The sequence below is a fragment of the Oryzisolibacter propanilivorax genome (genome assembly GCF_900103645.1).
Taxonomy (GTDB): Bacteria; Pseudomonadota; Gammaproteobacteria; order Burkholderiales; family Burkholderiaceae_C; genus Melaminivora; species Melaminivora propanilivorax.
Genome location: NZ_FNHP01000003.1, coordinates 29945 through 52249, shown reverse-complemented (window position 1 = coordinate 52249; position 22305 = coordinate 29945). Strand labels below are relative to the sequence as shown.

At 68.4% G+C, this 22305-nt stretch carries 25 protein-coding genes; 22 read left to right on the top strand and 3 right to left on the bottom strand.

Features of this window, described 5'->3' with window-relative positions:
* Window positions 1–131: 131 nt before the first annotated feature.
* The gene (locus BLQ61_RS05750) at window positions 132–1214 is read left to right on the top strand and encodes a TRAP transporter substrate-binding protein (RefSeq protein ID WP_091567691.1); all 1083 of its coding nucleotides are present in this window, start codon (window positions 132–134) and stop codon (window positions 1212–1214) included.
* A gap of 127 nt (window positions 1215–1341) precedes the next feature.
* Here the strand turns inward: BLQ61_RS05750 and BLQ61_RS05745 are convergent, their stop codons facing one another.
* Together BLQ61_RS05745 and BLQ61_RS05740 are read right to left on the bottom strand one after the other, a co-directional pair.
* Window positions 1342–2130, bottom strand: coding sequence for an SAM-dependent methyltransferase (locus BLQ61_RS05745; protein ID WP_091567688.1), 789 nt, complete (start codon window positions 2128–2130; stop codon window positions 1342–1344).
* On the bottom strand, window positions 2127–2738 hold the full coding sequence (locus tag BLQ61_RS05740) for a Maf family nucleotide pyrophosphatase (RefSeq protein ID WP_091567685.1): 612 nt from the start codon (window positions 2736–2738) through the stop codon (window positions 2127–2129). Before BLQ61_RS05740 ends, BLQ61_RS05745 begins: the two co-directional genes overlap by 4 nt.
* 26 nt (window positions 2739–2764) lie before the next feature.
* On the opposite strand from BLQ61_RS05740, the gene BLQ61_RS05735 reads away from it, so the two are divergent.
* The 20 genes from BLQ61_RS05735 (at window position 2765) to acpS (ending at window position 20522) form a co-directional block, all read left to right on the top strand.
* Window positions 2765–3316 (top strand): YceD family protein, encoded by a 552-nt coding sequence (locus tag BLQ61_RS05735; RefSeq protein ID WP_091567683.1) that lies wholly within the window; start codon window positions 2765–2767, stop codon window positions 3314–3316.
* Window positions 3317–3433: 117 nt separating this feature from the next.
* A complete protein-coding gene (rpmF, locus tag BLQ61_RS05730) occupies window positions 3434–3616 on the top strand; it encodes a 50S ribosomal protein L32 (protein WP_091567680.1) in 183 nt (60 codons plus the stop codon).
* Between the two features lie 145 nt (window positions 3617–3761).
* Complete coding sequence (plsX, locus tag BLQ61_RS05725; RefSeq protein WP_091567678.1) at window positions 3762–4817, top strand: phosphate acyltransferase PlsX; 1056 nt, start codon at window positions 3762–3764, stop codon at window positions 4815–4817.
* Window positions 4817–5794 (top strand): beta-ketoacyl-ACP synthase III, encoded by a 978-nt coding sequence (locus BLQ61_RS05720; RefSeq protein ID WP_091567675.1) that lies wholly within the window; start codon window positions 4817–4819, stop codon window positions 5792–5794. Before plsX ends, BLQ61_RS05720 begins: the two co-directional genes overlap by 1 nt.
* Before the next feature lie 59 nt (window positions 5795–5853).
* The gene (gene fabD, locus BLQ61_RS05715) at window positions 5854–6810 is read left to right on the top strand and encodes an ACP S-malonyltransferase (protein ID WP_091567672.1); all 957 of its coding nucleotides are present in this window, start codon (window positions 5854–5856) and stop codon (window positions 6808–6810) included.
* On the top strand, window positions 6807–7553 hold the full coding sequence (gene fabG, locus BLQ61_RS05710) for a 3-oxoacyl-ACP reductase FabG (RefSeq protein ID WP_091567670.1): 747 nt from the start codon (window positions 6807–6809) through the stop codon (window positions 7551–7553). Before fabD ends, fabG begins: the two co-directional genes overlap by 4 nt.
* Window positions 7554–7658: 105 nt before the next feature.
* On the top strand, window positions 7659–7898 hold the full coding sequence (gene acpP / locus BLQ61_RS05705; RefSeq protein ID WP_091567667.1) for an acyl carrier protein: 240 nt from the start codon (window positions 7659–7661) through the stop codon (window positions 7896–7898).
* A 127-nt stretch (window positions 7899–8025) separates the two neighbouring features.
* Window positions 8026–9270: a beta-ketoacyl-ACP synthase II gene (gene fabF / locus BLQ61_RS05700; protein ID WP_091567664.1), complete on the top strand. Its 1245-nt coding sequence runs from the start codon at window positions 8026–8028 to the stop codon at window positions 9268–9270.
* A 70-nt stretch (window positions 9271–9340) separates the two neighbouring features.
* Window positions 9341–9841 carry a hypothetical protein gene (locus BLQ61_RS05695; RefSeq protein WP_091567662.1) on the top strand — a complete coding sequence of 167 codons (501 nt, stop codon included), beginning with the start codon at window positions 9341–9343 and terminating at the stop codon, window positions 9839–9841.
* Window positions 9838–10479 (top strand): RNA polymerase sigma factor RpoE, encoded by a 642-nt coding sequence (rpoE, locus tag BLQ61_RS05690; protein ID WP_091567659.1) that lies wholly within the window; start codon window positions 9838–9840, stop codon window positions 10477–10479. Before BLQ61_RS05695 ends, rpoE begins: the two co-directional genes overlap by 4 nt.
* Window positions 10480–10533: 54 nt before the next feature.
* Window positions 10534–11205: a sigma-E factor negative regulatory protein gene (locus BLQ61_RS05685; protein ID WP_245703866.1), complete on the top strand. Its 672-nt coding sequence runs from the start codon at window positions 10534–10536 to the stop codon at window positions 11203–11205.
* Window positions 11206–11363: 158 nt separating this feature from the next.
* Window positions 11364–12857 (top strand): DegQ family serine endoprotease, encoded by a 1494-nt coding sequence (locus BLQ61_RS05680; RefSeq protein WP_091567655.1) that lies wholly within the window; start codon window positions 11364–11366, stop codon window positions 12855–12857.
* Window positions 12858–13191: 334 nt separating this feature from the next.
* Window positions 13192–15000: a translation elongation factor 4 gene (lepA, locus tag BLQ61_RS05675; RefSeq protein ID WP_091567654.1), complete on the top strand. Its 1809-nt coding sequence runs from the start codon at window positions 13192–13194 to the stop codon at window positions 14998–15000.
* A gap of 75 nt (window positions 15001–15075) precedes the next feature.
* Window positions 15076–16050, top strand: a complete 975-nt coding sequence (gene lepB / locus BLQ61_RS05670) for a signal peptidase I (protein WP_091567652.1) — start codon at window positions 15076–15078, stop codon at window positions 16048–16050.
* A gap of 70 nt (window positions 16051–16120) precedes the next feature.
* Window positions 16121–16498, top strand: coding sequence for a DUF4845 domain-containing protein (locus tag BLQ61_RS05665; protein ID WP_425415609.1), 378 nt, complete (start codon window positions 16121–16123; stop codon window positions 16496–16498).
* A 41-nt stretch (window positions 16499–16539) separates the two neighbouring features.
* A complete protein-coding gene (gene rnc / locus BLQ61_RS05660) occupies window positions 16540–17229 on the top strand; it encodes a ribonuclease III (RefSeq protein ID WP_091568587.1) in 690 nt (229 codons plus the stop codon).
* Window positions 17226–18278, top strand: coding sequence for a GTPase Era (gene era / locus BLQ61_RS05655; RefSeq protein WP_091567649.1), 1053 nt, complete (start codon window positions 17226–17228; stop codon window positions 18276–18278). Before rnc ends, era begins: the two co-directional genes overlap by 4 nt.
* Window positions 18279–18515: 237 nt before the next feature.
* The gene (gene recO / locus BLQ61_RS05650; protein WP_091567647.1) at window positions 18516–19292 is read left to right on the top strand and encodes a DNA repair protein RecO; all 777 of its coding nucleotides are present in this window, start codon (window positions 18516–18518) and stop codon (window positions 19290–19292) included.
* Entirely contained in the window at window positions 19289–20071 is a 783-nt protein-coding gene (locus BLQ61_RS05645; protein WP_091567645.1) for a pyridoxine 5'-phosphate synthase, read from the top strand. The genes recO and BLQ61_RS05645 overlap by 4 nt, the downstream gene beginning before the upstream one ends.
* Window positions 20072–20129: 58 nt before the next feature.
* Window positions 20130–20522 carry a holo-ACP synthase gene (acpS, locus tag BLQ61_RS05640; protein ID WP_091567642.1) on the top strand — a complete coding sequence of 131 codons (393 nt, stop codon included), beginning with the start codon at window positions 20130–20132 and terminating at the stop codon, window positions 20520–20522.
* A gap of 139 nt (window positions 20523–20661) precedes the next feature.
* On the opposite strand, the gene BLQ61_RS05635 is transcribed toward acpS, so the two are convergent.
* Window positions 20662–20841, bottom strand: coding sequence for a CsbD family protein (locus tag BLQ61_RS05635; RefSeq protein WP_091567640.1), 180 nt, complete (start codon window positions 20839–20841; stop codon window positions 20662–20664).
* Window positions 20842–21129: 288 nt separating this feature from the next.
* Here BLQ61_RS05635 and nagZ point away from each other — a divergent pair, with 288 nt between their 5' ends.
* Window positions 21130–22248, top strand: coding sequence for a beta-N-acetylhexosaminidase (nagZ, locus tag BLQ61_RS05630; RefSeq protein ID WP_091567637.1), 1119 nt, complete (start codon window positions 21130–21132; stop codon window positions 22246–22248).
* Window positions 22249–22305 lie beyond the last annotated feature (57 nt).

The following is a 22305-nucleotide window of genomic DNA, read 5'->3' as shown; positions in this document are numbered from 1 at the left end:
GAAACACGTAACTGCTGTCGCAGGCGCTGTTTCTAGAATTTACGATTGCGCAGCACGGCATGATTGCCCACCAGGCCCCCATGCGGGCTGCCATCCTGTTTTCGTCACCAACCAACCGGAGAGACAAGTCCATGGATCGTCGTTCAATCATCAAGCAGGCCGGCATCGCCGGCGTGCTGGCCGCTGGCGTGGCGCCTGCCGTGCACGCCCAGGCGGCAGTGCGCTGGCGCATGGCCGCCAGCTTCCCCAAGTCCCTGGACACCATCTTCGGCACGGGCGTGAAGTTCGCCGAGACCGTCAAGGAACTCTCGGGCGGCAAGTTCGAGGTGTCGGTGCACGCCGCCGGCGAGCTGATGCCCGCCTTCGGCGTGGTAGACGCCCTGGAGAAGGACACCATCGAGATGGCCCTGTCCGCCGCGTACTACTTCACCGGCAAGGATCCTGTCTTCGCCTTCAGCTGCGCCGTGCCCTTCGGCCTGACAGCGCTGCAGAACATGGCCTGGAAGGACTACGGCAACGGCCGCAAGCTGCTCAACGATTTCTTCTCGAAGTACAACTTCCAGACCTTGAGCGCACTGAACACCACCACCCAGATGGGTGGCTGGTACCGCAAGGAGATCAAGGGCGTCGAGGACCTGAAGGGCCTGAAGATGCGCATGGGCGGCGGCGTGTTCGGCGAAGGCATGGCCAAGCTGGGCGTGGTGGCGCAGAACCTGCCCGCCGGTGACCTGTACCAGGCGTTGGAAAAGGGCACGCTGGACGCGGTCGAGTTCGTCGGCCCGTACGACGACGAGAAGCTGGGCTTCAACAAGGTCGCCAAGTACTACTACTACCCGGGCTGGTGGGAAGGCGGCGCCGACCTGGAGTTCTTCATCAACAACAAGGCGTTCGACAAACTCTCGCCCGAGAACAAGGCCATCGTCAAGGCGGCCGCGGCAGTGGCTGCCGCTGACGGCACGGCCAAGTACATGGCACTGAACCCGCAGGCCCTGAAGCGCCTGGTGGCCAGCGGCACCCAGCTCAAGGCGTTCCCCAAGGCGGTGAACGATGCCGGCTTCAAGGCCTGCATGGAAGTCTTTGCCGAGCACGAGGCCAAGTCGCCCGAGTTCAAGAAGATCCACCAGGACATGCGCGCCTTCCAGCGCGACCAGATCCTGTGGAACCGCTTCTCCGAGTTCCCGTTCAACCAGTACATGAACAGCGTCAAGATCTGACGTCGGCCTGGCGGCGAGGCGCAACCGCGTCTCGTGCGGCCACGGAAGGAAAAAACCGCAGCCTTGGCTGCGGTTTTTTGTTTTCCGGACACGGCTGCCGTGCATGCCGGCTGCCACTCGCCGCGTTTCAGCGCCCCAGGGCGAACACCACCGGCGTGCGGTTGTCCGGTGCCGCCGCGGCGCCCAGCGCGCGCCACTGCCGCACGTTCAGCGAACGCACTTGGCCGTCCGCCAGGGTCAGGCCTTGCGCCAGTACCAGCCGGGTGTCGGGCTTGAGCTGCTGCAGCAACGCCTGCCACAGCGCCGGGTTGCGGTACGGCGTTTCGATGAACAGCTGGCTCTGACCCTGGCGCAGCGCCAGCGCCTCCAGTTCGCGGATGCGCTGCCCCCGTACCGCCGCGTCCTGCGGCAAGTAGCCGACGAAAGCGAACTCCTGCCCATTCAGCCCGCTGGCCGCCAGCGCCAACAGCAGCGACACCGGCCCGACCAGCGGCACCACGCGCGCGCCGGCGTCGTGCGCGGCGCGCACCACCGAACTGCCGGGATCGGCGATGGCCGGCATGCCGGCCTCGCTCGCCAAGCCCATGTCGTGCCCGGCCAGCAGCGGCGCCAGCAGCGCGCTAGCGTCGAACGCGCCGCCGCTGCCCGGGTGGTCGCCCTTCTTGTGCGCCTGGCGCGGCAGTTCGGCCACCTGCAGTTGCTGCAGCGGCAGTGCCAGCGGGTGCAGCGCGTCGACGCGCTTCAGGTAAGCGCGCAGGCTGCGCGCGTTCTCGCAGATCCAGTGGCGGAGCGCGGCAGCGCGGCGCAGCGTGCCGGCGGGCAGCACGTCGTCCAGCGGCACCTGCGCGTCGCAGCCGAAGTCCAGCGGCCCCGGCACCAGGTACAGCGTGCCGGGTGCGGGTTTGGCGCCGCTCATGGCAGGCGCGCGCCGGCAGCGCGCAGCAGGCGGCAGGTGCGGATCAGCGGCAGGCCGATCAGCGCCGTGGGGTCGTCGCTGTCGATGGCGTCCAGCAGTGCGATGCCCAAGCCTTCGCTCTTGGCGCTGCCGGCGCAGTCATACGGCTGCTCGGCGCGCAGGTAGCGCTCGATCTCGTCGTCGTGCAGGTCGCGGAAACGCACCCGCACCTGCGCCAGCTCGGCCTGCGCGAAGCCGGACTCCAGGCACACCACGGCCACGGCGGTCTGGAACACCACGGACTGACCGCGCATGCGCTGCAGCTGCGCCACCGCGCGCTCGTGCCCGCCCGGCTTGCCCAGCGGCTCGCCGGCCAAGTCGGCGACCTGGTCAGAGCCGATGACCAGCGCGTTCGGGTGGCGCAGCGCCACCGCGTGCGCCTTGGCCAGCGCCAGGCGCTGCGCCAACGGCGCAGGCGCCTCGCCAGGCAAGGGGGTTTCATCCACGTCGGGCGATTCGATATCGAAGGGCAACTGCAGGCGCTGCAGCAGTTCGCGCCGGTAGCGCGAGGTGGAGGCCAGCACCAGCTGGCGAGACAGGGCAGGGGTCGGGAAAGGCGCTTGAAGCATGGTTCGATTCTCTTACACTGCCAGGTATGACCAAGGAACACTCTCCCGACCGGCTGGACGTCAAGGCCTTCGCACAGGCCGGCGGTCACCTGTCCGGTCATGACACCCTGCTGCGCTACAAGCGACTGGCCGAGGAGGCACGCGGCCTGCATCCGGATCTGCGCGTGGACTGGAGCGCCGATGGTGCCATCCGCACCACGCACGGGATGGCCGGCCAGGTTTGGCTGCACCTGAAGGCCGAGGCCACGTTGCCGCTGACCTGCCAGCGCTGCCTGCAGCCGGTGGACGTGCCGGTGCAGGTCGAGCGCGACTTCCGCTTCGTCGCCGACGAGGCCACGGCCGAGGCGCTGGACGATGAAAGCGATGAGGATTTGCTGGCCCTGAGCCGCGAGTTCAATCTGCGCGAGCTGATCGAGGACGAACTGATCCTGGCCCTGCCCCTGGTGCCGCGCCATGATGAGTGCCCGGTGGACATACCCATGGCCTCCAGCGACGACGATTTCGAGGCTGCCAACGAGGCCGCGCCCAATCCCTTTGCCGCGCTGGTCGGGCTGCGCAAGGAGCCGCCGCAGAAGTGAGCGCGCTGCCGCGGCGCGGCAGGTGGGCTATAATTGCGGGCTTCGCGCGAAACCCTCGTGTCTCAATGGGCTGATCGCGTTCTTTCTTTCCACCCCTTTCAGACCCAGGAGCCGATCATGGCTGTTCAGCAAAACAAGAAGTCCCCCTCCAAGCGCGGCATGCACCGTTCGCACAACGCCCTGAATGTGCCGGGCATCGCCGTCGAGCCGACCACCGGCGAGACGCACCTGCGCCACCACATCAGCCCCAACGGTTTCTACCGTGGCCGTCAGGTGGTCAAGGCCAAGTCCGAAGCCTGACGCTCCCGGCGCGGGGCGTGCCGCCCGCGTCCACTTGCAGGCCCGCGCCTACGACGTTCGTAGCCGCGGGCTTTGTCGTTTCTGGCTGCCACAATGGCGGTCCTTTTTCATCCGGCCGCGCCTGAGCGGCTTTGCCTGATTGCCGATGATCACACTGGCTGTTGACTGCATGGGGGGCGACCACGGCCCCGACGTCACGCTCGTTGCGTGCCGCCAGTTCCTGGATGCCCACCCCGAGGCGCAGCTGCTGCTGGTCGGCCAGCCCGAAAGGCTGCAGGCGCTGGTGCACCCGCGCGCGCAGCATGTGCCGGCCACCGAGGTGGTGGCCATGGACGACGCCGTCGAGGTGGCGCTGCGCAAGAAGCGCGACTCATCCATGCGCGTGGCCATCGCCCAGGTCAAGGACGGGCGCGCACAGGCGGCGGTGTCGGCCGGTAACACCGGCGCGCTGATGGCCATCGCGCGCTACCTGCTCAAGACGCTGGACGGCATCGACCGCCCGGCGATCGCCACGCAGATCCCCAATGCCCGCGGCGGCGCCACCACGGTGCTGGACCTGGGCGCCAACGTGGACTGCACGGCCGAGCACCTGCTGCAGTTCGCCGTCATGGGCTCGGCGCTGGTGTCGGTGCTGAACGACGACCCGCAGCCCAGCGTCGGCCTGCTGAACATCGGCGAGGAGGCCATCAAGGGCAGCGAAGAGATCAAGCGCGCCGGTGAGTTGCTGCGCACCGCCGCGGCCTCGGGCGATCTGAACTTCGTCGGCAACGTCGAGGGCAACGACATCTTCAAGGGCACGGCCGACATCGTGGTCTGCGACGGCTTCGTCGGCAACGTCGCGCTCAAGACCATCGAGGGCCTGGCGTCGATGATTGGCGGCTTCCTGAAGGAAGAGTTCTCGCGCAACCTGCTGACCAAGGCTGCTGCCGTGGTGGCGTATCCCGTGCTCTCGGCTCTCAAGCGTCGCATGGACCACCGCCGCTACAACGGCGCGGCGCTGCTGGGCCTGCGTGGGCTGGTGTTCAAGAGCCATGGCTCGGCCGACGCGCTGGCGTTCGAGCAGGCGCTCACCCGCGCGTATGATGCGGCCCGCAACAACCTGCTCGAGCGCGTGCGCGCACGGGTCGCCCACGCGGCGCCGCTGCTGGCCACCGCCGACGCATCCCTTACCGCCCCCGGCGCCGCCTCGGCCCCCCTTTGATGACACGCTATTCCCGCATTGTCGGCACGGGCAGCTGCCTGCCTGCGCGCCGAGTGAGCAACGATGACCTGGTGGCCCAACTGGCCGGGCAGGGCATCGAGACTTCCGACGAGTGGATCGTCGAGCGCACCGGCATCCGCGCGCGCCACTTCGCCGAGCGCGAGCAGTCGGCCAGCGACCTGGCGCTGGAGGCGTCGCAGCGCGCCCTGGAGGCCGCCGGCTGCCAGGCCGCCGACATCGACCTGATCATCGTCGCCACGTCCACGCCGGACATGGTGTTTCCCTCCACCGCCTGCATCCTGCAGCACAAGCTGGGCGTGGCCGGCTGCCCGGCGTTCGACTTGCAGGCGGTGTGCAGCGGCTTTGTCTATGCGCTCACCGTGGCCGACGCGATGATCCGCGCCGGCACGGCGACGCGCGCGCTGGTGGTCGGCGCCGAGGTCTTCAGCCGCATCCTGAACTTCCAGGACCGCACGACCTGCGTGCTGTTCGGCGACGGCGCCGGCGCCGTGGTGCTGCAGGCGTCCGACGAGCCCGGCATCCTGGCCAGCGACCTGCACGCCGATGGCAGCCACGTCGGCATCCTGTGCGTGCCCGGCCACGTCTATGGCGGCGAGGTGCTGGGCAGCCCTCTGCTGACCATGGACGGACAGGCGGTGTTCAAGCTGGCCGTGGGCGTGCTGGAAAAAGCCGCCCGCGCCACCCTGGACAAGGCCGGCATGCAGGAGTCTGACATCGACTGGCTGATCCCGCACCAGGCCAACATCCGCATCATGCAAAGCACGGCGCGCAAGCTGAAGCTGCCCATGGACAAGGTGGTGGTCACCGTGGACCAGCACGGCAACACCTCGGCCGCATCCATCCCGCTGGCGCTGGACCACGCGGTGCGCGCGGGCCAGGTCCAGCGCGGCCAGAACGTGCTGCTGGAAGGCGTGGGCGGGGGCTTCACCTGGGGTGCGGTGCTCCTGAAAATGTAGCTACATGCCCTTGCAGAACAAGGGATGAATGCCTTTTTCTTTCAAATCTCAGTGGATTCATGGCAAAGACCTTTGCATTCGTATTTCCAGGCCAGGGCTCGCAGTCGGTGGGCATGCTGGACGCCTGGGGCGACCACCCGGCCGTGCGCGAGACGCTGGCCGAGGCCAGCGACGCGCTGCATGAGGATGTCGGCGCGCTGATTGCCGCCGGCCCCAAGGAGGCGCTGGCGCTGACCACCAACACCCAGCCGGTGATGCTGGTGGCCGGCGTGGCTGCCTGGCGTGCCTGGCGCGCCGAGGGCGGCGCGCTGCCCGCCGCACTGGCCGGCCACTCGCTGGGCGAGTATTCGGCGCTGGTCGCCTCGGGCGTGCTGACGCTGGCCCAGGCCGCGCCGCTGGTGCGCCTGCGCGCCGCCGCCATGCAGGAAGCTGTGCCGGTGGGCGCCGGCGCCATGGCCGCCATCCTCGGCTTGAGCGCCGACCAGGTCGTCGCCGGCTGCGCCCAGGCGCAGGCCAGCTTCGGCGCTGGTAACCCAGAGGTCGCCGAGGCCGTGAACTTCAACGACCCTGGCCAGACCGTCATCGCCGGCACCAAGGCCGGCGTGGACAAGGCCTGCGAGGTGCTCAAGGGCCTGGGCGCCAAGCGTGCGCTGCCACTGCCGGTGTCGGCGCCGTTCCACTCCAGCCTGATGCGCCCCGCGGCCGAGAAGCTGCAGGCGGCGCTGGCCGGCGTGGCCCTGGCCGCGCCCACGATCCCGGTGCTGAACAACGTCGACGTGGCCGTGCAGGACATGCCAGACGCCATCCGCGACGCGCTCGTGCGCCAGGCCTGGCAGCCGGTGCGCTGGGTCGAGTGCGTGCGTGCGCTGAAGGAGCGCTTCGGCGTCACCCACATCGTCGAGTGCGGCCCGGGCAAGGCCCTGGCCGGCATGACCAAGCGCATCGACCCCGAGCTGGTCGGCGCATCGCTGTACGACCCGGCCACGCTGGCCGATACCCAGGAACTGCTGGCATGAGTGAGAGCCCTGTGAATTCCCCCCGCGTCGCCCTCGTCACCGGCGCCACGCGCGGCATTGGTGCGGCGATCGCCGCCGAGCTGGCCGCGCGCGGGCTGCGCGTGATCGGCACCGCCACCTCCGACGACGGCGCCGCGCGCATCGGCGCTGCGCTGGCGGCGCACGGCGGGCGCGGCGTTCGGCTGGACGTGACCGACGGCGCCGCCGTCGATGCGCTGGTGAACGAGATCGTCAAACAGGACGGCGGCCTGCACGTGCTGGTCAACAACGCCGGCATCACGCGCGACATGCTCGCCATGCGCCTTAAGGACGAAGACTGGGACGCGGTGGTCGACACCAACCTGAAGGCGGTGTTCCGCATGAGCCGAGCCGCCATCCGGCCGATGATGAAGCAGCGCTTCGGCCGCATCATCAGCATCACCAGCGTGGTCGGTGCCTCGGGCAACCCCGGCCAAGCCAACTACGCCGCCGCCAAGGCGGGCGTCGCCGGCATGACCCGCGCGCTGGCGCGCGAGCTGGGCAGCCGTGGCATCACTGTGAACTGCGTGGCGCCCGGCTTCATCGCCACCGACATGACCGCCGTGCTGCCCGAGGAGCAAAAGCAGGCGCTGCGCGCGCAGATCGCACTGGGCGACCTGGGCCGCCCGGAGGACATCGCGCACGCCGTGGCCTACCTCGCCTCGGACGGAGCCGGCTACGTGACGGGCCAGGAGTTGCACGTCAATGGCGGCATGTACATGTAATTGAAGGGCGTTGGCCGGTTTTCCCGCGCGGCCAACCGCCCTGGGTGCCTGCACCCGAAGCGGCTAGAATCGCGGATTCATTTTCACAACCCCCAGAGGGAAACCATGAGCGATATCGAAGCACGTGTCAAAAAGATCATTGCCGAACAACTCGGCGTTGAAGAGTCCCAGGTCACCAACGAGAAGGCGTTCGTCGCCGATCTGGGTGCCGACTCGCTGGACACGGTGGAGCTGGTGATGGCTCTGGAAGACGAGTTCGGCATCGAGATTCCGGACGAGGACGCCGAGAAGATCACCACGGTGCAAAACGCCATCGACTACGCCGTCAACCACCAAAAGGGCTGACACGCCCAGCGCCCGCGCCTGTCGGGCAGCCCGGCCCGCCGCACACCGGGGCTCACGCAGCCCGGTGGCGCACCGGCCACCATGAAGCGGCGGCTGCCGCATTCGCACAGCTACAAGGTTTCAACGCATGAGCCGTCGTCGCGTCGTCGTGACCGGCCTGGGTTGCGTCTCCCCCGTGGGCAACACGGTGGCCGACGCCTGGGCCAACATCCTCGCCGGCAAGTCCGGCATCGACCTCATCACCCGGTTCGACGCGTCGAACTTCGCCTGCAAGATTGCCGGCGAGGTCAAGGGCTTCAACCTGGATGCCTATCTGAGCGCCAAGGATGCGCGCACGATGGACACCTTCATCCACTACGGCATCGCCGCCGCGCAGGAGGCCGTGCAGGACGCGGGCCTGCCCACCGGCGACGCGCTGGATGAGGAACTGGCCACGCGCATCGGCTGCATCATCGGCTCCGGCATCGGCGGTCTGCCGCTCATCGAGAACACCCACGCCGAACTGGCCGCGCGCGGCCCGCGCCGCATCACGCCGTTCTTCGTGCCGGCGTCCATCATCAACATGGTGGCCGGGCATGTCTCGATGCGTTTCGGTTTCAAGGGACCGAACCTGTCGGTGGTCACGGCCTGCACCACCGGCCTGCACTGCATCGGCGAGGCCGCGCGCAAGATCGAGTACGGCGACGCCGACGTGATCGTCGCCGGCGGCACCGAGGCCACTGTCTCGCCGCTGGGCGTCGGCGGCTTTGCCGCGATGCGCGCGCTGTCCACCCGCAACGACGACCCGGCCACGGCCTCGCGCCCCTGGGACAAGGACCGTGACGGCTTCGTGCTGGGCGAGGGCGCCGGCGTGCTGGTGCTCGAAGAGTACGAGCACGCCAAGGCGCGCGGCGCGAAAATCTACGCCGAGATCACGGGCTACGGCATGAGCGCCGACGCTGGCCACATGACCGCGCCCAACATGGACGGCCCGCGCCGCGCCATGCTGGCGGCGCTCAAGAACGCCGGCGTGAACGCCGATCAGGTGCAGTACCTGAACGCCCACGGCACCTCGACCCCGCTCGGCGACCTGAACGAGACCAACGCCATCAAGGCGGCGCTGGGCGAGCATGCGAAGAGCATGGTGGTCAGCTCGACGAAATCCATGACCGGCCACCTGCTGGGCGGAGCCGGCGGCATCGAGAGCGTGTTCACGGTGCTGGCGCTGCACTACCAGAAGGCCCCGCCGACCATCAACATCTTTGAGCAGGACCCGGAGTGCGATCTGGACTATTGCGCCAATGAGGCACGCGACCTGAAGATCGACGTCGCGCTGAAGAACAACTTCGGCTTCGGCGGCACCAACGGCACGCTGGTCTTCCAGCGTGTGTGACGTCGGCGCGCGCGAGCGCGCTGCGGGCCCGGCCTGAGGCCGCGGCCGCGCCGGCCACGGGCCCTGCCTCATGCGCGCGCACCTGCTGCCTCCGTCTGCACGCCATGCCTTCGGCCGCACGGCCGGGCTGGGTCTGGCGCTGCTGGTGCTGGCAGGAAGCGGCCTGGCGGCCGTCATCTGGTGGCTGGTTCTGGGCGCCGGGCAGATGCACCGGACCGCCTGGGTCGCGGCAGGATTGTCCGGCTGGACTGCATGCGCGCTGCTGGCATGGCGCTGGTGGCGCGAGCTGCCGGCCGGCCTGCTGGCCTGGGATGGCGCTGCATGGAGCCTGGAGCCGGCCACGGCCGGCACCCCGCCCCAGCCACTGACCCAGCCGCCGCGTGTCGCCCTGGACCTGCAATCGGCCCTGCTGCTGAGCGTGCGACTTCAGCCGTGCGGCACGCGCTGGCTGTGGCTGCGCCAGGGTGCCGCTACCAGCCCCGACGCCTGGCTGTCCCTACGCCGGGCGTTATATTCCCGCGCCTTTATGGCGCCAGATCCCGGGCCATCGCCCACGCCTCCATCGACATGACCTCTGCGCCCGCCGCTCCCGCCAGCCCTGCTGCCGACTCCGATCTGCAGCTGGTCGAGCGCGCCGTGGCGGGCGACCTGCGCGCCTACGAGCTGCTGGTCATCAAGTACCAGCGCCGCGTCGAGCGGCTGGTGGCACGCATGGTGCGCGACGTGGACCTGGTGCCCGACATTACCCAGGAAACGTTTTTGCGTGCCTGGCGCGCACTGCACCAGTTTCGCGGCGACGCGCAGTTCTACACTTGGCTGTACCGCATCGCCGTCAACACCGCCAAGAAGGCGCTGGTAGACATGCGGCGCGACCCGGTCATCACCGAAAGCGCGCTGCGCGGCGCCGGCAGCGACGAAGACGATGAAACTTCCGTGCTCGATCGCGAACTAAGCAGCGACGAGACCCCGGAGACCGTGCTGGCCGCCCAGGAAATTGCGGCTGCCGTGAACGACGCGATGGCGGCACTGCCCGAAGAGCTGCGCCAAGCCGTCACGCTGCGGGAGATCGAGGGCCTGAGCTATGACGAGATCGCCACCGCCATGGACTGTCCCATCGGCACCGTGCGCTCGCGTATCTTCCGGGCGCGCGAGGCGATTTCGGCGCGGGTCAAGCCGCTGCTCGACAAGCGTTCAGGCAAGCGCTGGTAGCGGGAAAAGGGCGGCCATGGGTCGCAGGCGTTGGACATGAAGGCGGATGAAGCCATGACGGACCAGGACATGTGGATGAACGGGCGCGAGCAGCTGTCGGCGCTGGCCGATGGCGAGTTGCGCGGGCAGGACCTTGTGCGCGCGCTGGACTTTGCCGCGTCCGCGGACGGGCGCGACTGCTGGCACGCCTACCAGGTGATCGGCGAGACACTGCGCCACGGCCAGCCGCAGGGCAACCATGCCGACGGCGCGCTGCTGGCGCGGCTGCGCGGGCAGATCGAGCGCGAAGGTGCGCCGGCGCGCCTGCTGCCCGGCAGCCTGCAACAGGTGGCGCCGCCGGTGGACGTGCAGGCGCCGCAGGCGCGCGACCCTGCGGCTAACGTCGAGGTCATGCGCTGGAAGATGGCGGCCGGCTTTGCTTCTCTGGCAGCCGTGGCGGTGCTGGGCTGGAACGCCTACACCGGCCTGTCCGGCAGCGCGGCGGCTGGGGCGCAGCTGGCGTCGAATGCCCCGGTGGTGGTGGCGCCGGCCGATGGGCAGGTTTTCGTGGCCACCGGCGTGACGGGCACGGCCCCCGGCGCCCAGCCCCAGCAGCAGGTCATGATCCGCGACCCGCGCCTGGACGAACTGCTGGCGGCGCATCGGCAACTGGGCAACAGCACCAACGCACTGCAGATGCCGGCCGGCTTCCTGCGCAACGCCAACTTCGCCGGGCGCGAACGCTGACGCCCCGCGGCGTGCCTCGCGGCACGGTCCGACATGCCAGAGCAGCCTGCGCCTGCACGGGAGTGGGAACCAAAAGCACCTGCCGACTTCAAAATTCCGGTGCATGGCCACAGCGCCATCCCTCCTGTCCCATACAGTCCGGAAAGGCTTTCTCTTCCATGTCTGATTCCCCTCGCACCCTGCGCCACCGCCTGTCGGCCAGCGCCGTTGCCGTTGCCCTGAGCCTGTCTGGCGGCGCCGCGCTGCTGTCCTTGGCCGTGCCCGCCCATGCCCAGAACGCGCCGCTGGTGCGCGGGCTGCCGGATTTCACCGAGCTGGTTGAGCAGGTCGGCCCTTCGGTGGTCAACATCCGCACCACCGAGCGCGTCAGCGCCCGCCCGTCCATGGGCGGCATGGACGAGGACATGCTCGAGTTCTTCCGCCGCTTCGGCCTGCCGGTGCCCAACATCCCGCGCCAGCAGGGGCCGCAGCAGGCACCCCAGCAACCGCAGGAGCAGCCGCGCGGTGTCGGCTCGGGCTTCATCCTGAGCAGCGACGGATTCGTCATGACCAACGCGCATGTGGTCGAGGGCGCCGACGAGGTCATCGTCACCCTGACCGATAAGCGCGAGTTCAAGGCCAAGATCATCGGCTCGGACAAGCGCACCGACGTGGCCGTGGTCAAAATCGACGCCACTGGCCTGCCGGCCGTGAAGGTGGGCGACGTCAGCCGCCTGAAGGCCGGCGAGTGGGTCATGGCCATCGGCTCGCCGTTCGGGCTGGACAACACCGTCACCGCCGGCATCGTCAGCGCCAAGCAGCGCGACACGGGCGACTACCTGCCGTTCATCCAGACCGACGTGGCCATCAACCCCGGCAACTCGGGCGGCCCGCTGATCAACATGCGCGGCGAGGTGGTGGGCATCAACAGCCAGATCTACTCGCGCTCGGGCGGCTTCATGGGCATCTCGTTCGCCATTCCCATCGACGAGGCGATCCGCGTGAGCGACCAGTTGCGTGCCACCGGTCGCGTCACGCGCGGGCGCATCGGCGTGCAGATCGAGGGCGTGTCGCGCGACGTGGCCGAGTCCATCGGCCTGGGCAAGGCGCAGGGTGCGCTGGTGCGTGGCGTCGAGCCCGGTTCGCCGGCCGAGAAGGCCGGCATCGAGGCCGGCGACATCATCACCCGCTACGACGGCAAGGCGGTGGACAAAGTGGCCGACCTGCCGCGCCTGGTGGGCAACACCAAGCCGGGCACCAAGGCCACCATCACGGTGTTCCGCCGCGGCGCAGCGCGCGACCTGACGGTGACCATCGCCGAGGTCGAGCCCGACGAGAAGGCTGTGGCCAAGGCGCCGGACGGCCAGGGCAAGAGCGGCAGCCAGCCGACCTCCTCGGCGCAGCAGCTGGGTCTGGTGGTGGCCGAGCTGACGCCGGCGCAGGAGAAGGAGCTGAAGATCAAGGGCGGGGTGCGCGTGGTTTCGGCCAACGACGCCGCAGCGCGCGCCGGCCTGCGCGCCGACGACGTGATCGTGGCGCTGGCGAATGTCGAGATCCGTACCCTGAAGGACTTCGAATCGGCCGTGGCCAAGGCCGACAAGTCCAAGCCCGTCAGCGTGCTGGTGCGCCGCGGTGAGTGGGCGCAGTACGCACTGATCCGCCCGGCGCGCTGATCGGCCGTCCCGTGCCGGCCCGGGCCCGCGTGGGGCCGGTTTGCTAGAATGCCCGGCCCCGGCTGGCAGCCACGCGGCGCATGTGAACGGGCCTGCAGGCCTGCATGCCGCGGCGCGGCGCTCCCGGCCGGCCATGGCGCCCGACGCGCGCGCCGGCCTTGCGGGGCGACGCACCCTGGCCTGGGTTGCAGGTGTTTTTGCCTACAATGAAGCTCCAACCATCGCAGTTGCCCAAGATTGTTGGTTCAGGGCGCGTCGCTATAGCCGATGCGCCCTTTTTTCATGGCCGCGGCCGCCGTGGCGCCAACAATTTCCCTCTTGTCGTTAGCCGTTGATGAACCACATCCGAAACTTCTCGATCATTGCGCACATTGACCACGGCAAGTCCACGCTCGCCGACCGCATCATCCAGCGCTGCGGCGGCCTGGCCGAGCGCGACATGGAAGCGCAGGTGCTGGACTCGATGGACATCGAGCGCGAGCGCGGCATCACCATCAAGGCGCAGACCGCTGCGCTGCAGTACACGGCCAAGGACGGGCAGGTCTACAACCTGAACCTGATCGACACCCCCGGTCACGTCGATTTTTCCTATGAGGTGTCCCGTTCGCTGTCTGCCTGCGAAGGCGCGCTGCTGGTGGTCGATGCCTCACAGGGCGTGGAGGCGCAGACCGTGGCCAACTGCTACACCGCGCTGGACCTGGGCGTGGAAGTGCTGCCGGTGCTCAACAAGATGGATCTGCCGCAGGCCGACCCGGAGACCGCCAAGGCCGAGGTCGAGGACGTGATCGGCATCGACGCCAGCGAAGCCATTCCCATCAGCGCCAAGACCGGCATGGGCATCGACGATGTGCTCGAGCAGATCGTCGCCAAGGTCCCCGCGCCGCGCGGCAATCCGCAGGCGCCGCTGCGCGCCATGATCATCGACAGCTGGTTCGACAGCTATGTCGGCGTGGTCATGCTCGTGCGCGTGGTCGACGGCGAGCTGAAAAAAGGCGAGCGCTTCAAGATGATGGCCAGCGGCGCCGCCTACGATGCCAACAACCTGGGCGTCTTCACCCCGTCGCAGCTGTCGCGCGAGGCGCTCAGGGCAGGCGAGGTGGGCTACATCATCGCCGGCATCAAGGAGCTCAAAGCCGCCAAGGTCGGCGACACGATCACGCTGGAAAAGAAGCTGCCCAACAACGCCGGCCCGGCCGACAAGGCGCTGCCCGGCTTCAAGGAAATCCAGCCGCAGGTCTTCGCGGGGCTTTACCCGACCGAGGCCAACCAGTACGACGCGCTGCGCGACGCGCTGGAAAAGCTCCAGCTCAACGACGCTTCGCTGCACTACGAGCCCGAAGTCAGCCAGGCGCTGGGCTTCGGCTTTCGCTGCGGTTTCCTGGGCCTGCTGCACATGGAGATCGTGCAGGAGCGCCTGGAGCGCGAGTTCGACATGGACCTGATCACCACCGCGCCCAGCGTGGTGTACGAGGTGGTGCGCGGTGACGGCGAGGTGCTGCAGGTCGAGAACCCGTCGAAGATGCCCGAGCAGGGCAAGATCCAGGAAGTGCGCGAGCCCATCGTGGTGGTGCACCTGTACATGCCGCAGGACTACGTCGGCCCGGTGATGACGCTGGCCAACCAAAAGCGCGGTGTGCAGATGAACATGCAGTACCACGGCCGCCAGGTCATGCTGACCTACGAGATGCCGCTGGGCGAGATCGTGCTGGACTTCTTCGACAAGCTGAAGTCCGTCAGCCGTGGCTACGCCTCGATGGACTACGAGTTCAAGGAGTACCGCGCCTCTGACGTGGTCAAGGTGGACATCCTGCTCAACGGCGAGAAAGTGGACGCGCTGTCCATCATCGTGCACCGCACCCAGGCGCAGTACCGCGGCCGCGCGGTGGCCGCCAAGATGCGCGAGATCATCAGCCGTCAGCAGTTCGACGTGGCCATCCAGGCCGCCATCGGCGCCAACATCATCGCCCGCGAGACCATCAAGGCGCTGCGCAAGAACGTGCTGGCCAAGTGCTATGGCGGCGACATCACGCGCAAGCGCAAGCTGCTGGAAAAGCAGAAGGCTGGCAAGAAGCGCATGAAGCAGATCGGCTCGGTCGAGGTGCCGCAGGAGGCCTTCCTGGCCATCCTGCAGGTCGAGGACTGACCGGCCACGCGCGCCACCCCCGCGCCCCGACACGCCCCAGCGGCCCCGCAGGCCAGAAAGAAGAACGCGACACCCATGCACGCCATGCAATACATCACGGCCGCCATCCTGGCGGCCTTCGTCGGCTACGTGGCTGCCTGGTACACCGGCGCCATCGAAGGCAACTTCGCGCTGCTGTTGTTCCTGGCCACGGTGGTCACCGGCGGCTACTGGCTGGCCGAGCGGCTGATGTTCCTGCCCCGGCGCCGGCGCGCCGCCCAGGCGCTGGAAGCGGCCGCCGTGCAGCGCCGCGCAGAACTCGACCGCATGGGCATCCAGAAGGTGGACGGTGACATCCACGAGGCCAAGGGCCGCATCCTGATGCAGCCCTGGTGGCTAGACTGGACGGCCGGGCTGTTCCCGGTGATCGCCATCGTGTTCCTGCTGCGCTCGTTCCTGTTCGAGCCGTTCAAGATCCCCTCGGGCTCGATGATCCCGACGTTGCTAGTCGGCGACCTGATCCTGGTGAACAAGTTCACCTATGGGCTGCGCCTGCCGGTCATCAACAAGAAGATCACCGAAGGAACACCCGTGCAGCGCGGCGACGTGATGGTCTTTCGCTACCCGCCGCAGCCCAGCATGGACTACATCAAGCGCGTGGTCGGCCTGCCGGGCGACGAGGTGGCCTACCTGAACAAGCGCCTCACCATCAACGGCCAGCCGGTGCCCACCACCAGCCTGCCGGACTACTTCGACCGCGACGCGATGCGCTACTTCCAGCAGATCGAGGAGCGCCTGGGCGAGAAGACGCACCGGGCCATCATCAACCCGCAGGTGCCAGCCTTCGTGCAGGGCGCAAGCAACTTTCAGGGCCGCGACGGCTGCCGCTACAGCGTCGAAGGCGTGACCTGCAAAGTGCCTGAAGGGCACTACTTCATGATGGGCGACAACCGGGATAATTCCCTCGATTCACGCTACTGGGGCTTCGTGCCCGATGAGAACATCGTCGGCCGCGCCTTTTTCGTGTGGATGAACTTCGGCGACTTCAAGCGCATCGGCTCGTTCAACTGACCCGCAGCGGGCAGCGCGGGCCGGCGCACGTGACGCACCACGACAACAGACCAAGAGGGGACTTCAGCGCATGACGATGCAGCAGCACCGCAACCGCACCACCGCCCGCGCGCGCCAGCGTGGCCTGACGTTCATCGGCGTGGTCCTCATCGGCGTGCTTGCCGTGGCCGCCTTCGCCGTGGGCGGCAGGTCGGTGCCCATCTTCATCGAGTACTACGCCATCAAGAAGGCCGCAATCAAGGCCGCGCGCGAAGGCAGCACGGTGCCCGAGATCCGCGCTTCGTTCGACCGCGCCGCCTCCATCGACGACATCACCTCGATCTCCGGCAAGGACCTGGATATCGGCAAGGAAAACGACAAGATCGTCGTCGCCTACAGCTACTCGCGCGAGATCCACCTGGCCGGCCCGGCCTACCTGGTGTACCGCTTCGAAGACGCCGCCCGCTGACCCTTCTCTTCCTTCTCGCCACCTCCGCCTTGTCCTCGACCCTGTCCCCCGCCTTGCTCGCGCTGCAGCAGCGCCTGCAGCACCCCTTTGCCCAGCCCGCGCTGCTGCTGCGCGCCGTCACCCACCGCAGCTACAGCGCCGAGCACAACGAGCGCCTCGAGTTCCTCGGCGATTCAGTACTGAACCTGGCCGTTTCCAGCCTGCTGTTCACGCGCCTGCGCACCCTGCCCGAGGGTGAGCTGTCGCGCGTGCGCGCGCACCTGGTGCGCCAGGAGTCGCTGCACCCCATCGCCGTGCGGCTGCAGCTCTCCGCAGTGCTGCGTCTGGGCGAGGGCGAGGCGCGCTCGGGCGGGCGCGAGCGGCCATCCATCCTTGCCGACGCGCTGGAAGCGCTGATCGGCGCCGTGTACTTGGATGCCGGCTACGAGGTTGCCCAGGCGCTGGTGCACCGGCTGTACGAGGGCGTGGAGCTGAGCGCCCGGCTGCAGGCCGAGGCCAAGGACGCCAAGACCGCGCTGCAGGAGTGGTTGCAGGGCCGGCGCATGCAGCTGCCCCTGTACCGTGTCGTGCAGACCACCGGCGCCGCGCACACCCAGGTGTTCCACGTCGAATGCGCGGTGGCCGAGAAGGGCCTGCAGGCGCAGGGCAAGGGCGCCTCGCGTCGCGCCGCCGAGCAGGCCGCCGCCGCCGCCATGCTGGCGCAACTGAACCACGGAACCCACAAGGCATGACTGCTAGCAAAAAAGAAGCTGCAAGCCAGCAACCCGCGCCGGCCCAGCCGCAAAACGACCTGGAAGCCATGCTGGCCGCCGCGCGCCCCGGCGGCGCGGCCCTGACACCGGCCAGCGCCGTTGCCCCTGCCACACCCGAGGCGGGTGCACAGGGCCCGCAGCGCTGCGGCGTGATCGCCATCGTCGGCAAGCCCAACGTCGGCAAGTCCACGCTGATGAACGCGCTGGTCGGACAGAAGATCAGCATCACCTCGCGCAAGGCGCAGACCACGCGCCATCGCATTACCGGCATCCGCACGCGCGGCGCCACCCAGTTCGTCTTCGTCGACACGCCGGGCTTTCAGACGCGGCACAGCACGGCGCTGAACAAGTCGCTGAACAAGACGGTGATGGGCGCTATCGGTGACGTGGACCTGATTCTGTTCGTCGTCGAGGCCGGCAACTTCACGCTGGCCGACGCCAAGGTGCTGTCGCTGTTCAAGCCCGGCATCCCGACCCTGCTGGTGGCCAACAAGCTGGACACCGTGCACCGCCGCGCCGAGCTGGCCCCCTGGCTGAAAGGCATGCAGGAGCGCCACCCGTTCGCCGAGTTCGTGCCCATGTCGGCCAAGAACAAGGGCGACATCGAGCGCCTGTTCGGCATCGTCGAGAAGTACCTGCCCGAGCAGCCTTGGTGGTATGCGCCGGATGAGCTGACCGACCGCAGCGAGAAATTCCTGGCCAGCGAGACGGTGCGCGAGAAGCTGTTCCGCTTCACCGGTGACGAGCTGCCCTATACCTCCACGGTGGTCATCGATAAGTTCGACGAGGAGCCGAGCAAGCACCACAAGCGCTTCATGCGCATCGCCGCGACCATCGTCGTCGAGCGCGACGGGCACAAGGCCATGGTCATCGGCGAGGGCGGCGAGCGCCTGAAGCGCATCAGCACCGAGGCGCGCCAAGAGCTGGAGAGGCTGCTGGACGCCAAGGTGTTCCTGGAAATCTGGGTCAAGGTGCGCTCGGGCTGGGCGGACGACGAGGCGCGCGTGCGCTCCTTTGGCTACGAGTGACCCGCTGCGGCCGGCCCTGCACCTTCACTCCAACCCTCTTCCTCCCTGCGCGAGAGGGAGCAACCAGGCGACGCCGGCAATGCCGCTCTTACTCCCTCTCCCCGTGGGGAGAGGGCAGGGGTGAGGGCGCTGCGCCAGCGCCACACATCTCCATCGGCTGCCTTCTTAAAAATATCAGCCAAATCGGCCTCAAGCCCATATTCCACCCAGGCTTCCAGCTATTGATACCATAGCGTCATGGCCACCCGCCGCATCTCTGACGAGCCTGCCTACATCCTGCACAGCTACGACTGGAGCGAGTCCAGTCTGATCCTGGAGGCGTTCACACGCCACCACGGCCGGGTGGCGCTGGTCGCGCGCGGCGCGAAGAAGCCGACCTCGAACTTCCGCCCGGTGCTGCTGCCCCTGCAGCCGCTGCGCGTGGCCTACGGCGTCACGAGGGGGCAGGGCGACATCCACCCGCTGCGCGGCGCCGAGTGGGCTGGCGGCCATGTCATGCCCGCGGGTGACGCGCTGCTGGCCGGGCTGTACCTGAACGAGCTCCTGATGCGCCTGTTGGCGCGGGAGGACCCGCACGCCGCGTTGTTCGACCTGTACGCCGGCGTGGTGCGCGTGCTGGGCGGCGGCGTGCAGGCCGACGCGCTGGAGCCGGTGCTGCGCGCCTTCGAGCTGCTTCTGCTGCGTGCCGTCGGCCTGCTGCCCGCGCTGGACCAGGAGACCGCCACGCTGGCACCGCTGCAGCCCCAGGCGCCCTACACCCTGGTGGCCGAGGGCGGCCTGCGCGCCGCCGGCGCTGCCGAGCGCAGCACCCTGACCGGCGCACAGTGGCAGCAGTTGCGGCAGGCGCTGGAGGCGGGCGACGCCACGCCCGAAGGGCCGTACCCCGCCGTGCTGCGTGCCAGCGCCCCGGTGGCCGCCGAACTCAAGGGCCAGCTGCGCGCGCTGCTGCAATACCATTGCGGCGCCCCGCTGCTGCGCACCCGCCAGCTGATGATGGACCTGCAAAACCTATGACCGCCGCCGCTGCCTCTGCCCACCCGCGCACCGCCCTGTCCGTCAACGTCAACAAGGTCGCCCTGGTGCGCAACACGCGCCACCTGGGCATCCCCAGCGTGACCCGCGCCGCGCAGCTGTGCCTGCAGGCCGGCGCCCAAGGCATCACCGTGCACCCGCGCCCCGACGGCCGGCACGTGCGCGCGCACGACGTGTACGAGCTGGCGCAGTTGCTCGCCGCCGACTGGCCGGGCCGCGAATACAACATCGAGGGCAACCCGACGCAGAACCTGATGGACTTCATCCGCGCCGTGCGCCCGGCCCAGGCCACCTTCGTGCCCGACAGCGAAGACCAGTTCACCAGCGACCACGGCTGGACGTTCCCGCAGGACGCCGCGCGCCTGGCGCCGCTCATCGCCGAGTGCCATAGCTTGGGCGTGCGCGTCAGCTTGTTCATGGACCCGATTCCTGAGCAGATGCAGGCCGCGCGCGACGTGGGCGCCGACCGCGTCGAGCTTTATACCGAGCCCTATGCCGCCGCCTGGGGCACCCCCGAGCAGGAGGCGCAACTGGCGCGCTACACGGCAGCTGCGCAGGCCGCCCTGGACGCCGGCTTGGGCGTGAACGCCGGGCACGACCTGAACCAAGACAACTTGGCGGCTTTCGTCGCCCGCGTGCCGGGGCTGCTGGAGGTCTCCATCGGCCACGCCTTCATGGCCGACGCCCTGGAGCTGGGCTACGCCGGCGCCGTGCTGGCCTACCAGCACTGCATCGACGCCGGCATGGCGCAGCGCTCCTGATTCAATAGCTGGCAGCCATTGATGCATATGGGCCAAGCACCGATTTGGCTATGAAACCATGATCTACGGCATTGGCAACGACATCTGTGACGTGCGCCGCATCCGCGACAGCCTGTCGCGCCACGGCGACCGTTTCGCTGAGCGCGTGTTGTCCGACGCTGAACTGGCCACTTGGCGCGCGCGCAGTGCCCGCTGGCCCGAGCGCGGCGTGCGCTACCTGGCCACGCGCTTTTCCGCCAAGGAGGCCTTTAGCAAGGCCATCGGCCTGGGGCTGCACATGCCCATGACCTGGCGCGACTGCGAAGTCGCCAACCTGGACAGCGGCCAGCCGACCATCGTGCTGCACGGCGCGCTGGCCGAGTGGTTCGCCGCACGCGGCCTGCGCTGTCACCTGAGCGTCAGCGACGAGACTGACTACGCCGCCACCTTCTGCGTGGTCGAGCACACCTGACCGCGGCCCACTTGCTCCACGTGCAGCCAGCAACGACAAAGCCCCGCTGCCAGTGGGCAGCGGGGCTTTGCAGACTGCAATGGTCCAGCAGGAAATGGGGGCGTCAGCCTTCATTCACCTACCGGGCCACCAAGGCGCGTCAGCGTGTCGCGTCCTTGATGTTTTCCTTGGCATCGCCGTAATTCTTCTGCACGTTGCCTTCCACCTGGCGGGCAGCGCCCTTGGCCTGCTGCTCTGGGCTGTTGATGACCTCGCCGGTCTTTTGCTGCACCTTGCCGGCAACTTCCTTGGCGGCGCCCTTGATCTGGTCGGTGTTCATAAAAATTCCTTTGGGTGTTGTGAGTGGATGGGATGCGCACTGCGATGGAAGCCTGTGCGACAACTGCAGGTTACGTCGCCGCCCGCGCCACCTGCCAGGGCCGATGCCGCGTATCCAAGTCAGGCAGGCACCTACAAAGCCTGCACAATCCCGCAGGTCCGGGCAGCGCACCGACAACGCTCGGATGCCACATGGCGCGCGTCGCCCCTGCAGGATTTCATGCCAAAACCGGCCGCGGCCCATATATTTCAAGGGCCTAGAGCTACATAATTGAGAGCAAGAAGCAATATGACCGCACATGCCCCCCTGATCATTGACGTGGCCGGCACTAGCCTATCGCAGGACGACCACCGCCGCTTGGCGCACCCGCTGGTCGGCGGCGTGATCCTGTTCGCGCGCAACTGGCAGCACCGTGTGCAGTTGCTGGAGCTGTGCGCCGCTATCAAGGCCGTGCGCGATGACCTGCTGATCTGCGTGGACCACGAAGGCGGGCGCGTGCAGCGCTTCCGCACCGATGGCTTCACCCAGCTGCCGCCGATGCGGGCCTTCGGCGAGCTATGGATGGACGACGGCATGGGAGTGAAGCAGCGCCAGGGCAGCGGCGCCCTGCGCGCCATGGACGCCGCCACGGCGGCCGGCTACGTGCTGGCCAGCGAGCTGCGCGCCTGCGGCGTGGACTTTTCCTTCACGCCCGTGCTGGACCTGGACTGGCGCGACGAGGAAGGGATAAGCGGGGCGTCCCGCAGCAGCGTCATCGGCGACCGCGCCTTCCACCACGACCCGCGTGTGGTGGCCATGCTGTCGCGCGCGCTGATGCACGGCCTGCTGCAAGCCGGCATGGCCAACTGCGGCAAGCACTTTCCCGGGCACGGGTACGTGGCGGCCGATTCGCACACCGAGGTGCCGGTGGACCGGCGCGGCCTGACGGCCATCCTGCACGACGATGCCGCGCCGTACGGCTGGCTGTCCAGCGTGCTGACCAGCGTCATGCCGGCGCATGTCATCTACCCGAAAGTCGACCAGCGCCCGGCGGGGTTTTCGAGCAAGTGGCTGCAGGACATCCTGCGCGGCCGCCTGCGCTTCGACGGCGCCATCTTCAGCGACGACCTGAGCATGGAAGGCGCACGCCGGCTGAACGGGCAGGTGGTCAGCTATACCGACGCGGCGGTGGCGGCCTTGAACGCCGGGTGCGATCTGGTGCTGCTGTGCAACCAGAGCTTGGGCGAGGGCCGGGCGGTGGATGGGCTGATCGAGGGGCTGGACACGGCGCGCGGTGCGGGACGCTGGCAGCCGAGTGAGGCCAGCGAGCAGCGACGGCTAGCACTGCTGCCTGAAACCGTCCCGCAGGCATGGGACGACTTGATGGTGCAGCCGGCCTACATGCATGCGCTGGATTTGCTGCCTTGAGGACACGCGTCCGCGTGGCTTGGGCGTATCCGCTCCACACCGGCCTGTCTGCACGGA